The sequence below is a fragment of the Edaphobacillus lindanitolerans genome (assembly GCF_900156305.1).
Taxonomy (GTDB): domain Bacteria; phylum Bacillota; class Bacilli; order Bacillales_A; family Planococcaceae; genus Bhargavaea; species Bhargavaea lindanitolerans.
The window spans coordinates 31,263-44,974 of record NZ_FTPL01000005.1 but is presented as its reverse complement, the minus strand read 5'-3'; the positions used below and the strand labels follow the sequence as shown (position 1 = coordinate 44,974).

Sequence of the window (13,712 nt, the reverse complement as noted above, 5' to 3'; positions counted from 1 at the left end):
TCGCGGGCAAGAGGTTGCGACTCGGCAATCGTCCTATATGGAGGCGGAAGGAGCTTGCCTCCGGCAGGAAAAGCGGGACTTGATTTCCGCAGCGGAAATCAACTTCACACCCCTTGGAAGCAATAAGATCAACCCCTGGAACCGACTTTGTTGATTCATCATGAACTTTTTTCAGCCATCTCCCCCGCCGACAGGTCTTTTTATTGGAATAAGAAAATAAATATTTAATATATTGACATGAAGTTTCTTTTTATTAGAATTAAATTATGAAATAAAATTTCACAAAGCGGGTGAAAACGTGCTGAATCGACTGACAACAGAGATGAGGAACCCGAAAAGCGCAGAAATCGACACCCTGCCCGTCCGGGACCGGCTTCTCCTGATGAACGATGAAGATGCCGGAGTGGCCGCGGCGGTCCGCAGCGAAATCGACCAAATTGAGAGCGCTGTCAACCTGGTCGTCCAGGCATTCCAAAACGGAGGAAGGCTCATTTACGCCGGTGCCGGGACGAGCGGTCGTCTCGGTATCCTCGATGCCTCCGAATGCCCGCCGACATTCGGAGTGGACCCTGCAATGGTCCGCGGGCTGATCGCCGGCGGGGAACGGGCGATCACGACCGCCATCGAAGGGGCGGAAGATGACGAGGGGCTGGGCCGCTCGGATCTGGAGGCTCTCTCGCCCGATCCCCGGGACGTCGTCATCGGGATCGCCGCAAGCGGCCGGACGCCCTACGTGATCGGCGCTTTGGAAAAAGCGAAGGAAGCCGGCGCAAAAACAGTGGCCGTCAGCAACAACAAGGACTCCAAGATCGGCCAAGCCGCGGACGTCGCCATTGAAGTCGTGACGGGGCCGGAGATCATTACCGGTTCCACCCGGCTGAAGGCGGGCACCGCACAGAAGCTCGTGCTGAACATGATCACGACCATCGCCATGACCGGCATCGGGAAAGTGTACGGAAACCTGATGGTCGACGTGCAGCCGACGAACCAGAAGCTGATCGAGCGGGCCAAGCACATCATCATGGAAGCGACCGGATGCGATGCGTCAACAGCAAAAGAAATGTATGAAAAAGCGGACGGTCAGGTGAAGACCGCCATTGTCATGATCCTCCTCGGATGTTCATATGAAGAGGCAGTCGGGCAATTGGAAAAATCAAAGGGGATCATCAGAGAGATCAACTAATCTGGAGGGGAAAAGATGAAGAAAGAGGAGAAGCTCGCCAGGGGGATACTGGATCACATCGGCGGCGGGGACAACATCCGCTCGTTCACCCATTGCATGACCCGGGTGCGACTGGATCTGAAAGACGAAAGCCTTGCAGACATCACGGGCCTCAAAAACACAGACGGCGTCATGGGCGTCATCGAAGACGACACGCTTCAGGTGGTCGTCGGACCGGGCACGGTCAATAAAGTTTCTGCCGAAATCACCCGAATCACCGGCAAGCGGATGGGGGAAACGCTGGACGTGGACGAGGGTGATGCCGTCAGCGCCAAAAAAGCGGAACTCAAGAAAAAGAACAACACGCCGGTCAAGAACCTGCTGAGGCGCATCGGGAATATCTTCATCCCGCTCATTCCGGGGCTCGTCGCTTCGGGGATCATAAACGGGATTGCCGGATTCGCGAAAAACGCGGGCTATTCAGAGGAACTTGCCTGGATCCAGATCTTCTCCGTACTCGGCGGAAGCATCTTCGCTTATCTGGCCGTCCTCGTCGGCTGGAACACGGCGAAGGAATTCGGCGGGACGCCTGTACTCGGGGCGATTGCCGCCATCATCACGATCAACCCCGGCCTTGCAGACATTGTCCTGTTCGGCGAGAACCTGCTGCCGGGCAGGGGCGGCCTGTTCGGCGCCATCTTTGCCGCATGGCTGATGGTCGTCTTTGAACGCCTGTACCGGAAATTTATCCCGAGCGCAGTGGATATCATCTTCACTCCGCTGCTCACCGTACTGACCGTCGGGCTGTTGACGATCGTGGCGGTCATGCCGGCTGCCGGCGTGCTGGCCGACTTCATCACAAAAGGGATCCACAGCATCCTTTCGGTCGGCGGTCCGTTCGCGGGTGCCGTGCTGGCCGGGTTCTTCCTGCCGCTCGTCATGGTCGGGCTTCACCATGGGCTCACGCCGATCCATATGGAACTCATCAACTCGGTCGGCTACACGTCACTTCTTCCGATCCTCGCCATGGCGGGTGCCGGACAGGTCGGGGCGTCCATCGCGATCTTCGTCAAAGCCCGCAACAAGCGGCTGCGCAACGTCATCAAGGGCGGTCTGCCCGTCGGGTTCCTCGGGATCGGAGAACCGCTTCTCTACGGGGTCACCCTGCCGCTCGGCCGGCCGTTCATCACCGCATGTATGGGTGCAGCCGTCGGCGGTGCGTTCCAGGCGATGATGCATACCGCTGCCGGCAGCGTCGGGGTTTCCGGCCTCTCCCTGATCCCGGTGATCGTCGACAACAAATACCTGCTGTACTTCTTCGGCCTGCTCATCACCTACACGGCCGGCTTCATCTTCACGTACCTTTTCGGCTTCACGAAGGAAATGGACGAGAATTTCTAAAAACAATTAAACAAGGGAGACGGCAGGAGCAAGCGGGATTTCTCATCGATCCCCTCCTGCCGTCTTTACATTTTGCCACCCGGAAGGAGACTGACCCATGCTTGGAATATCCGTCTATCTGTCGGAGCAATCCGCCGACGAGCAAGAACAAATCATTATAAAAATGAGTGCTGCCGGTTTCAAGAGCATCTTCACTTCCCTGCACATCCCCGAAGACGATCCCGGACTGTACGCCGGGCGCCTGAAGACGCTCGGCTCACTTGCCCGGATGCACGGGATGGAGCTGTTCGCGGACATCTCCCCCGGCTCCCTCGGTCACCTGGGGTTCACATGGGACACTGCTTCGGGCCTGCTGGAGTGGGGGGTATCCGGTCTCAGACTGGATTACGGCATCAGCGAAGAAACGATCGCTTCCCTGTCAAAAGGGATGAGAGTCGCACTGAACGCCAGCACCCTGACACAGGAGAACATCGACAAGCTCCGGAGTGCCGGACTTTCCTTCTCCTCGGCCGAAGCCTGGCATAACTTCTACCCCCGCCCTGAAACCGGACTTGACCGCGAGGAATTCAACCGCCGGAATGCTTGGCTGCGGTCCGAAGGCCTGCAGGTCATGGCGTTCATCCCGGGAGACGGCCTGAAACGCGGCCCGCTCCAGCTCGGTTTGCCGACGCTGGAAGATCACCGCGGCACTTCTCCGTTCGCCGCCTATCTGGACCTGCTTGGAGAACCGGCCGTCGGCAAGATCCTCATCGGCGATCCATCGATCAACGATGAAACACTTGAACAATTCCGCATCCGATGTGGCGGCGCCATCCCGCTCCGGGCACGCCCCGCCACATCGGATGCCCGGCTCCTGGAACAGCTCGAAAGCGTGCAGACCAATCGTCCCGATCCGGCCAGGGACGTCATCCGTTCTGCCGAATCCCGGCTTGAGGGCCTCGTTGACCTGCCGGTGGAACCTCTCTCTGCGGGCCCCCGTCCCGCAGGTTCGATCACTGTCGACAACCGTCTGTACGGCCGCTACCAAGGCGAGGTCCAGATCACGAAACGGGACCTGACCGCAGATGAAAAGGTGAACGTCCTCGGCCGGGTCATTGACGAAGACCTGCCGCTCCTGCGGCATATCGGCGGGGGCCAGCCGTTCCGCATCCGATGGGTCCGGTGATCCGCCGGGGCCGGCTGCCCCGCCCTCTGCTATAATAGGATCACTCTTATAGGATCAGGAAGAAGTGATTTCCATGCATAGAACGATCGGTGTGCTCGCCCATGTGGATGCCGGCAAAACGACATTTTCCGAACAGCTCCTCTATCATACCGAGGCCATCCGCAGACGCGGCCGGGTGGATCACCGGGATGCGTTCCTCGACAGCCATGAGATCGAGAAAAACCGGGGAATCACAGTGTTCGCCGATCAGGCCGTTTTTCAATACAACGGCACGGATTACACGCTCATCGATACGCCGGGCCACGTCGATTTCTCGCCGGAGATGGAACGCGCGACCGGCGTGATGGATGCGGCCATCGTCATCGTGAGTGCCGCCGACGGGGTCGAGGGCCATACCGAGACCGTGTGGGAACTGCTCGGAAAACAAGGCGTGCCGGCCTTTTTGTTCTTGAACAAGACCGACCGGGAAGGCGCCGATCCGCAGCAGGTGCTCACCGGGATCCGAAGCTCCCTCAGTGAGGATGCCTTTCTCCTCGATGACGGCCTGACCTCCGAACTCGCCGAATGGATCGCCGAACGCGACGAGGAACTGCTCGAGCGGTTTGTCGACGACCGGTATGATGAGGAAGTCTGGATTGCCGCCATGAGGCGGATGATTGCGGAGAGGCGGATCTTCCCCGTGATGACCGGCTCCGCACTGAAGGACACCGGCATCGTCGAATTCCTCGGCTGGCTCGACCTGTTGACCGAAACCGCATGGGATCAGGACGCCCCTTTCGCCGCCCGTGTCTATAAAATCCGCCATGACGACAGCGGACAGCGTGTGACGTTCCTCAAGCTGCTCGCCGGGCGGCTGTCCGTGCGGGATGAATTCACCCTCCACGGCGAAGCCGAGAAGATCACCCAGATCCGACGGTACAACGGCCATAGGTATGAGGCACGGGATGCTGCATATGCAGGTGAACTCATTGCGGTGACCGGCTTGTCCGGTGCTCATGCCGGAGAAATCATGGGCGGGGCCGGCAGCCGGGCCGGATTCACGCTCATCCCTTCCCTGTCCGCATCGGTCCGGTTCGACCCGTCAATCCCGGCGACCGACATGCTGGGTCATTTCCGCAAACTCGATGCGGAAGACCCGTCGCTTTCCGTCGTCTGGGACGAATCTTCACGCGAAATCCGTGTCCGGGTGATGGGCAAGATCCAGCTCGACGTTCTGAAGGAAGTCGTGAAAGAACGGTTCGGCACAGAAATCTCGTTCGGCGAACCGTCGATCCTTTACAAGGAGACAATCCGGTCCGCCGTGAACGGCTATGGACATTTCGAACCCCTTCGCCACTATTCGGAAGTCCATCTCCGGATTGAACCCGCCGGGCGCGGCACCGGTATTTCGTTTGAAAGCGAATGCCATCCGAATGCCCTTGCACCCGGTTATCAGAACCTCGTCGGCCAGACGCTCACCGAAAAGCCGCACCGCGGCATTCTCGCCGGGGCACCGCTCACAGATCTGAAGATCACCCTTACGAATGGACGGGCGCACAATGAACATACGGCAGGCGGCGATTTTCGGGAAGCGTCGCTCCGCGCACTCCGGCAGGGCCTCGAGAAAGCGGACAATGTCCTGCTCGAGCCGGTCTATGACGTGAAGGCGAAAGTCTCCCCGGATCAGATGGGCCGGGTGCTGTCCGACATCCAGCAGGCACACGGCCGGTTTGAAGCACCGGAACAGGCAGGCGGTGCGGCACTCATCAAAGGCCGTGTCCCGGTCGCCACGTTCATGGACTATCCTGCTGCATTCGCTTCGTTCACGAACGGAAAAGGCACCCTCTCGCTCCGGCCGGGCGGTTATGAGGAATGCCACAACACGGAAGACGTGATCGGCCATGCCGGATATGACAAAGATGCCGATCCGGAGTACTCGTCCTCATCGGTCTTCTGCGCAAAGGGCAAGGGCTACACCGTCCCGTGGGATGAAGCCGAGGAAGCGATGCATCTGCTGTGACAGGGAAAGGGGCATCCCGGAAAAGACCGGAATGCCCCGTGAAAGCGGAACCGGCTTTTCAACTGAACGGCAAAAAGCAAAGGACGACAGGCGGCTCCCCGGGGAGCGTTGCCTGTCGTCCTTGCTTTTTTATTTTACGCTTTTAAGAAGTCGGGATCGAGGAAGGCGGGATCCGGATATTTGTAGAACCCTTCGCCGGCCGCACGGCCGAGCTTCCCTTTGTCGATATACTCCGTCTTCAGCATGTCGGCGATGCGCTGGGCGTCCGGATTGTGTGTGGCCTGCGCCTCTGCCTGGATAATATTGTAGGCGGTTGTGACACCGACGATATCCAGGATGGCAAACGGACCGTTCGGAGCGCCTGTGGCAAGCATCCATGTTTTGTCGATCGTCTCGACGTCCGCCACGTCATTGGCAAGAAGGGCCTGCGCAGCGTTCAGGAACGGGACGAGCAGCGAGTTGAGGATATAACCCGGCTGTTCCTTCCTGACTGCCAGGGCGACCATGCCGATCGTCTTGGCGAACTCCATGACCCGGTCGAACACTTCCGGATCGGTTCCTTCATGCCCCATCACTTCCGCCGTGTTGTTTTTCCAGATTTCATTGGCAAAGTGAAGGTGCAGATATTTTTCCGGACGGCCCGTCACTTCTGCAAACTGGCTCGGCAGGAGTGTGGACGAGTTCGATGCGAAGATCGTCTTTTCGGGTGCCACTTTCGCAAGCCTGCTGTAGAAATCGGTTTTGATGTCGGTACGCTCAGGAACCGCCTCGATGATCAGGTCGGCATCCTTCACCGCTTCTGCGAGGTCGCTGTAGAACGACATCCGGGCAAATGCCGCCTGGAGCTGCTCATCGGTCGCGCCAAGGTCCCGCTTGTAGTACGGCATCCACTCCCGGATCCGGTCCTTCGCTTTTTCGAGCGCCTCGTCGTTGATGTCATACACGCTGACCGGATAGCCTTTATACGCGGTCTGGAAGGCGATCTGGCTTCCGAGTACCCCGCTTCCCGCCACCGTAATATGATTGAATCCCATCTTGAATCGCTCTCCTTTCACTAACGATTCTACTACCCGGTTCCATTAAAAGTAAAACAATTAGCTTGAATTCGAGTCATTTTGTTTGCCGTGGAGATCGGGTAAGGATAAGTTAGAGAGAACAGAAAGGATGGTGCCAAATGAAAGACATTTATGGGATCGACCGTGCGGCCGGCATGGAAATCGGACTTTATTCACTCGGTGACCATATGATGAATCCGCATGACGGCGAAAAGATCAGCGCCGGGCAGCGCATCCGGGAAATCATTGACGCCGCAAAGCTCGCGGATGACGCGGGGCTCGATGTCTTTTCGGTCGGCGAAAGCCACCAGCGCTATTTCACGACACAGGCACACAGCGTCGTGCTCGGCGCCATCGCACAGGCGACGAAGCGGATCAAGATCGCCAGTTCATCGACCGTGCTCAGCGTCTGGGACCCGGTGCGGGCATTCGAGGACTTCGCAACGATCGACCTCATCTCGGACGGACGGGCCGAAATCATCGCGGGCCGCGGCTCCCGGACAGGCGCATTCGACCTGCTCGGCTACGACCTTGATGATTATGAAGGACTGTTCGAGGAGAAGCTGGACCTGCTCCGGAAGCTGAATGAAGCGGATGGCCCGATTGACTGGGAAGGCGAATTCAGGCCGCCGCTCCGTAATGCGGAGGTCCTGCCCCGGCCGAAAAACGGCAGGCTCCCGATCTGGCGTGCAGTCGGCGGGCCTCCCGCAAGTGCGATCAAAGCCGGATATGCGGGAATCCCGATGATGCTCACGACGCTCGGCGGCCCGGCGATGAACTTCACCGTGTCGGTGGATGCCTACCGGGAAGCGGCACAGCGTTCGGGATATGACCCGGCAACGCTTCCGATCGGGACGACCAGCCTGTTCTACGCGGCAGACACCACACAGAATGCGCTGCGGGAATACTATCCGCATCTTCACCACGGTTTTCTCGCGATCCGGGGAACCGGTTATCCGAAGCAGCAGTTTGCCCAGGCCGTCGATTACCGCGATGCCCTCATGATCGGCAGTCCGCAGCAGATCATCGAGAAACTGCTTTATCAATACGAACTGTATGGCCAGCAGCGGTTCATCGCCCAGATCGACTTCGGCGGAGTTCCGTATGAAAAAGTGGCCCGGAACATTGAATTGATCGCGACGGAGATCATGCCGGCCGTGAAGAAATATACAAAAGAAGACGAAGAGGAAGTGCATCCCCGATGAATGTGATCGCCCTTTCCGGCTCAACGGTCGGAAGCAAGACCCGGACCGCCGTCGAAGCGGCTGCGTCCCGGCTGAAAAACGCAAATCCGCAACATGATGTGACCGTGATGGACCTGGCCGAACTGCAGATCGCGTTCAGCGACGGCCGGGATTATCGGGACTATGGAGGAGACACATCCCGTCTGGCGGAGGCCATCATGGCAGCAGACGCCCTCATCATCGGAACGCCGGTATTCCAGGCCTCCATCCCCGGGACCCTGAAAAATGTGTTCGATCTGCTGCCGGTCAATGCCTTCCGCGACAAAACCGTTTCCATCATCGTCACAGCCGGATCGGCAAAACATTATCTCGTCGCGGAACAGCAGCTCAAACCGATCCTGAGCTACATGAAAGCCCAGATCGTGCCGACGTATGTATTCATTGAGGAGAAGGATTTCATCCGGGATGAAATCATCAATGATGACATCCACTTCAGGCTGGACCGGCTCGCCGAGGACACCCTCCTGTTTGCAGAGGCGTATGCAAAAATCCGCGAGGAAAAAGATGCCGCCTATGATTTTTGAGCCCTGAAACAGAAAAACCTTCCGGCCCGAACAAACGGGCGGAAGGTTTTTTCTTGTCCCGGATGAAGTCCCGCTTCAGCGGGCATCCGTCACTTGAGCATATTGATCGTCGTGATGATGATCGGGGCGCTGAACACGACGTCCATCAGGAACGCGCCGACAATCGGGACGACAAGGAATGCGGTGCGGGAAGGGCCATACTTATTGACGGTGGCCCCCATGTTTGCCATGGCATTCGGCGTTGCGCCGAGGCCGTGGCCGAGGAAGCCGGAGATCATGACGGCCGCATCATAATCCTTGCCGAGGAAGCGGAACATGACGAATACGGCAAACAGGATGATGAAGAAGACCTGCACAATCACGATGCCGACAAGCGGAAGGGCCAGACCCGCGAGTTCCCAGAGCTTGATGCTCATAAGCGCCATCGAGAGGAAAATCGCGAGCGAGATGTCGCCGATCAGGTTGATTTCCTTCATATTGATCGTTCCCGGGAACAGGCGGTCCATGATATTGCGGACGATGACCGCGACGAACATCGCACCGATGTAAGCCGGCAGGACAAAACCGGTCGCCTCGGTGAACAAGTCTCCGAGATAAGTGCCGCCTGCCATCGAAAGCGTGATGAGGGCAATCTGGACCATGAACGACCGCTCATGGATCGGCTTCTCATCTTTTTCCACGTACTCTTCGATTTCGCCTTCAGCCGGCTTCAGGTCATGTTTTTTGATGAGATGCCTGGCAATCGGACCCCCGGAAAGACTGCCGCAAATCAGGCCGAGCGTGGCCGCGGCCATCCCGATCGTCACGGCTGAAGTGATGCCCAGCTCCTCGATCGTCTGCCCGTAGGCGGCAGCCCCGCCATGACCTCCGCTCATCGTCACCGCTCCGCTCATGACGCCGAGCAGGGGGTCGATGCCGAACAGTTCTGCAAGCGACACGCCGATCAGATTCTGCATGAAGACGGTCACTCCGCAGAGGAGCAGGTAGATGAGGAGCAGCTTTCCTCCCATTTTGATCAGCTTAAAGCTCGCTCCGAGCCCGACTGTCGTGAAAAATGCAATCATGAACAGCGTCTGGAGTGAAGTATCCAGCGAAATTTCGACAACCCCGGTAGTCTGCAGCACCAACGCCAATATCGCGAAGATCAGGCCGCCGACGACCGGCGCAGGGATCAGGAACCGGTCCAGGATCCCGATTCGGTTGATGAGCGCCATGCCAAGCAGATAAAGCGCGACCGCCAGGAAAAGAGTTGTAATCTGGTTGATCTCAATCATGAGGTACCCCTTTCTGAAGAGCCGGTATTAAAAGGGCAGGATCCATCCAAGCCCAAATATGAATGGAATCGCTTTCTTCTTTGCGTGTAACCGGATTCACAATTTATGTAGGATAAATCATTCAGTCATAAATGCACTGATTGACAATCATACAGCAAGGAACCGATCAAAATCAATAGATAATGACAAAGCCTGTCTTTTTAGTAAAGATGAAATAGTCAATCATATGTTTGTCTGTATTTCATCCCGGTTCCCATGGACCGCAAAAATAAAAAGCCTTCCGGGCGTTAGGCCGGAAGGCATGTTTCCCACTTTGATTTTCCCCGTGCGGCTCCCGCTCAAACAAAAAACGGAGGAAGCGCAACGCTTCCCCCGCCTGATATGATTTGCACGGCCGCTGTTGCCGATTAATACGGATCGGCTTCGTGGCCCTTTTGAACGGCTTCGTCCACCGCCTCGTTTTGCTGGACCGTGCCGCCTTCGCCGTACTTCGACTTCGTGCCGGCTTCGTGGCCCGGCAGACGCTCGTCCGCGCCCTGCTCGTCCAGTTCTTTCATTTTTGCCTGGATGCCTTCCTTAACGCGGCGGCCATAGTCTTCATCCGCTTCTGTGAAGTGATGGATCATGGCTTCCTGGATCCGCGGATCGCAGATGGCGAGCACGTCCGACAGATTGGAGATGAGTTCTTCACGCTCCCACTCTTCGAACGCACGGTATGTCTCGCCGGCCTGTCCGTAGTTGTTCGGACGGTCGATCGGCTCGCTCATCACCTTGCCGCTGTACTCCGGATTATGCGGAGTCCGGCCTTCGATATCCGCTTCCTGCAGGCCGCCCACCATCGACGGCTCATAATTGATGTGCGGATTGCCGCCGGCTTCTTCCGGCGTGCGCATGCTCATCATGCCGCGGTGCTGGTTGGTGCGGACCTTCGCTTTGGACGCATTGGTCGGGAGCTGAAGATAGTTCGCACCGATCCGGTAACGCTGCGTATCCGAATAGGAGAACGTGCGGCCCTGCAGCATCTTGTCATCGGAGAAGTCCATGCCGTCGACGAGGACGCCCGTCCCGAACGCCGCCTGCTCGATTTGAGCGTGGAAGTCCGTCGGGTTTTCATTCAGGACCATTTTGCCGACCGGCATCCACGGGAACTGATCCTCCGGCCAGAGCTTCGTGTCATCAAGCGGATCGAAATCAAGTTCAGGATGGTAGCCGTCTTCCATGATCTGGACATACAGTTCCCATTCAGGATACTCTCCGCGCTCGATGGCCTCGTAAAGGTCCTGTGTCGCATGTGAATGGTTCTTTCCTTGGATCTCCTGGGCTTCTTTCGTTGTCAGGTTCCGGATGCCCTGCTTCGGCTCCCAGTGATACTTGACAAGGACTGCCTCCCCTTGGTCGTTGACCCACTTGTACGTGTTGACGCCGGAACCCTGCATGTGGCGGTATGTCGCCGGACGGCCCCAAGGCGAGAACAGGAAGGTGATCATATGGGTCGCTTCAGGCGAACGCGACACGAAGTCGAACATGCGGCGAGGATCCGGAACGTTCGAAGCCGGATCCGCCTTGAAGGCATGGATCATGTCCGGAAATTTCATCGCATCCCGGATGAAGAAGATCTTCAGGTTATTGCCGACCAGATCCCAGTTTCCGTCTTCCGTGTAGAACTTCACGGCAAACCCGCGGGGATCACGGTCTGTCTCCGGCGCGTCCTTCGAGCCGGCAACCGTCGAGAAGCGTACGAGGACAGGCGTTTTCTTGCCCGCGCCCTGGAACACTTTTGCGCGCGTGTACTTTTCGACCGGCTCGTCGCCGACCTTTCCGTATGTCTCAAAATAGCCGAGCGCGCCGGTTCCCCGGGCGTGGACGACCCGTTCAGGGACTTCTTCCCGGTCAAAATGGGAGATTTTCTCGATGAAGTGGTAGTTCTCCATCATTGCAGGTCCGCGGTTGCCGAGTGTCTTGATGTTCTGGTTATCCGTCACCGGATGTCCCTGTCTCGTCGTGATCGTCTCACGTTCAACCTGTTCGTTTGAAGCATTCATCTTTTTGTCTTCCGCCAAAATGAAAACCTCCTCTTGGTTTGCTTACTCCCATCCTACCTTTTTTCTGAATAATTTTAAAGCAGAAAGGGTATTTATTAAGAATGAATTCTTTTCGAGAATCATTCTAAATAACTATAGACACAGTATAAACGAACCAGCCTCCGCCTTGCAACCGATATGGGCCGGATCCTTCCGATCCATGGCGGCTTCACGCGAGGCGGTAATGCCAGATGCCCCCGGACATTTGCTTTTCTACCCGGCCCCCGGATTCCAGCCAGTCCAGATGGCCGATGATCTCCGACATGACCAGGGAGAACAGGGTCCGGTACTTATCCCCGTAATAGGCCGCTGCAATTTCTGCCGGCACGGTCTTCCCCCCTGCGATCAGATCGAGGATCCGTGCGTCTTTCCGGTCCATCTTCCCGAGCCGGTCCGCGACAAGCCTCCGCTGGCCGGTGATCGGCTCTCCGTGGCCCGGATAAAGCACATCCGCATCGAGTGCCCCGATCTTCTTCAAGGATTCCCGCTGCTGAAGGACGGACGGCAGCCGGTTTCCTCCGGGATCCGGGTCGATGATCGCATTGACGGATGAACCGCCGAGCAGCACGTCCCCGGTGAACGCGATCCGGGCTTCAGGATCAAAGAACGTGATGCAGTCGGGGGAGTGACCCGGCGTGCCGATCACCTCAAATCCGTAAATGCTGTCTCCTTCCCCGATTTCGATGATCTCGGTCCGGAGCGACCTCTGCCCGGCTTCCCGGATGGTCTGTTCGAGTTTTTCAAAACGGACGGACCCCATTTCCCCGCAGCCGGCCTCCCGGTACAGGCGCCTGAAAAACTCCAGCCGCATCCCAAGGAAATCCGTGTCCATCAGAAGCCTCGGGGCTGCATCCCCGTGGGCATAGACCGGAACGCGCTTTTCTTCCAGAATGCGCGGAACGAGTCCGATATGGTCCTCATGGTGGTGCGTCAGCAAGATGGCGTCCAAGTCCGTGATTCCGGCGCCGATCCGTCCAAGCTCACCTGAAAGACTCTCCATGCTTCGTTCGGAGCCGATGCCTGCATCGATCAGGATCAGCCGGCCCTCCCTTTCCACAAGGAAGAAATTAAAGGTGCTCAGCGAGGCAAATTCCGAAGGCACCACCACCGGATGGACCGGTTTGATCTTATCTTCCATAGCACTGATCAAATTCCCTTCCCCCCTATCGGATCTCTGATAATCTGCCCATTGCGTCCACCACGGATTCCAGAAAACCGCCGATTTCCGTCATATGGGATTCATCCAGCCGTGTCCGGAATTCCGCCTCGACCCGGTTGGTCCATCCTTTCCCGCCGTGGGGATATTCAAAGCTCAGTGTCTGGCTGATGCGGATATCATGCTCCCATAGCTCCGCAAGCAGCCGCCCGATCTCCTCGCACTGGCGGGCAGCATCGATTACCTTCACGTCAAAACGGACGCCCAGCGTGACCCCCGGCTCCGTACCGGGAACTTCCAGAATTTCATCTGACAGATCTTTTGCGGAAGCCGTCAGCATCACTTCCGCAGGCACTTCGGGAACGTCCGTCCGGACAAACCGGAGGGTGAGACGGCGCGAAAGATCTGCAAAATCCATCAGGTCGGAGCGTTTTTGGATCCGGATCCTCCCTTCCAGATTGTCCAGATCGTAAAGATGGTTTTCAAACGCGACCTTCAAATTTTCATATATCGTCGGATCGGACATCGAGGCCGCCCCCTATCAAAAGTTCTTCCCTTTCCATCTTACGGAAGGCGGCCGAGGAGTTCAATAATTCTGAATGGTCATTTTCATGAGTTCGGACAGCCCCGGCCCTCATTTAAAGAGAATCC

11 protein-coding genes are annotated in these 13,712 nt (G+C 57.4%); 6 read left to right on the top strand and 5 right to left on the bottom strand.

The genetic code is table 11. The features are described 5' to 3' along the window. The first annotated feature begins 298 nt into the window (after positions 1–298). The 4 genes from murQ to B0B07_RS13870 all read left to right on the top strand — a co-directional run bounded on the left by murQ (position 299) and on the right by B0B07_RS13870 (position 5,727). Positions 299–1,183 (top strand): N-acetylmuramic acid 6-phosphate etherase, encoded by an 885-nt coding sequence (gene murQ, locus B0B07_RS13885; RefSeq protein WP_076759856.1) that lies wholly within the window; start codon positions 299–301, stop codon positions 1,181–1,183. Positions 1,184–1,198: 15 nt separating this feature from the next. Further along, positions 1,199–2,563, top strand: a complete 1,365-nt coding sequence (locus tag B0B07_RS13880) for a PTS transporter subunit EIIC (protein WP_076759854.1) — start codon at positions 1,199–1,201, stop codon at positions 2,561–2,563. Between the two features lie 97 nt (positions 2,564–2,660). Beyond that, positions 2,661–3,728, top strand: a complete 1,068-nt coding sequence (locus tag B0B07_RS13875) for a DUF871 domain-containing protein (RefSeq protein WP_076759853.1) — start codon at positions 2,661–2,663, stop codon at positions 3,726–3,728. Between the two features lie 73 nt (positions 3,729–3,801). Continuing rightward, on the top strand, positions 3,802–5,727 hold the full coding sequence (locus B0B07_RS13870) for a GTP-binding protein (protein WP_076759851.1): 1,926 nt from the start codon (positions 3,802–3,804) through the stop codon (positions 5,725–5,727). A gap of 134 nt (positions 5,728–5,861) precedes the next feature. Here B0B07_RS13870 and B0B07_RS13865 read toward each other — a convergent pair whose 3' ends face one another. Continuing rightward, positions 5,862–6,761: a 3-hydroxyacyl-CoA dehydrogenase gene (locus B0B07_RS13865; protein ID WP_076759850.1), complete on the bottom strand. Its 900-nt coding sequence runs from the start codon at positions 6,759–6,761 to the stop codon at positions 5,862–5,864. 140 nt (positions 6,762–6,901) lie between these two features. Between B0B07_RS13865 and B0B07_RS13860 the strand changes: the two genes are divergently transcribed. Both B0B07_RS13860 and B0B07_RS13855 read left to right on the top strand, forming a co-directional pair. Then, positions 6,902–7,987: an LLM class flavin-dependent oxidoreductase gene (locus tag B0B07_RS13860; protein ID WP_076759848.1), complete on the top strand. Its 1,086-nt coding sequence runs from the start codon at positions 6,902–6,904 to the stop codon at positions 7,985–7,987. Continuing rightward, positions 7,984–8,550, top strand: a complete 567-nt coding sequence (locus B0B07_RS13855; RefSeq protein ID WP_076759847.1) for an NADPH-dependent FMN reductase — start codon at positions 7,984–7,986, stop codon at positions 8,548–8,550. The genes B0B07_RS13860 and B0B07_RS13855 overlap by 4 nt, the downstream gene beginning before the upstream one ends. 89 nt (positions 8,551–8,639) lie before the next feature. Here the strand turns inward: B0B07_RS13855 and gltS are convergent, their stop codons facing one another. From gltS to B0B07_RS13835, 4 genes are all read right to left on the bottom strand, one after another. Beyond that, the gene (gene gltS / locus B0B07_RS13850) at positions 8,640–9,824 is read right to left on the bottom strand and encodes a sodium/glutamate symporter (protein WP_076759845.1); all 1,185 of its coding nucleotides are present in this window, start codon (positions 9,822–9,824) and stop codon (positions 8,640–8,642) included. A 407-nt stretch (positions 9,825–10,231) separates the two neighbouring features. Continuing rightward, entirely contained in the window at positions 10,232–11,866 is a 1,635-nt protein-coding gene (locus B0B07_RS13845) for a catalase (RefSeq protein WP_234982420.1), read from the bottom strand. 208 nt (positions 11,867–12,074) lie between these two features. After that, positions 12,075–13,055 carry an MBL fold metallo-hydrolase gene (locus B0B07_RS13840; protein WP_144264369.1) on the bottom strand — a complete coding sequence of 327 codons (981 nt, stop codon included), beginning with the start codon at positions 13,053–13,055 and terminating at the stop codon, positions 12,075–12,077. Between the two features lie 13 nt (positions 13,056–13,068). Continuing rightward, complete coding sequence (locus B0B07_RS13835; protein WP_076759840.1) at positions 13,069–13,587, bottom strand: hypothetical protein; 519 nt, start codon at positions 13,585–13,587, stop codon at positions 13,069–13,071. Positions 13,588–13,712 lie beyond the last annotated feature (125 nt).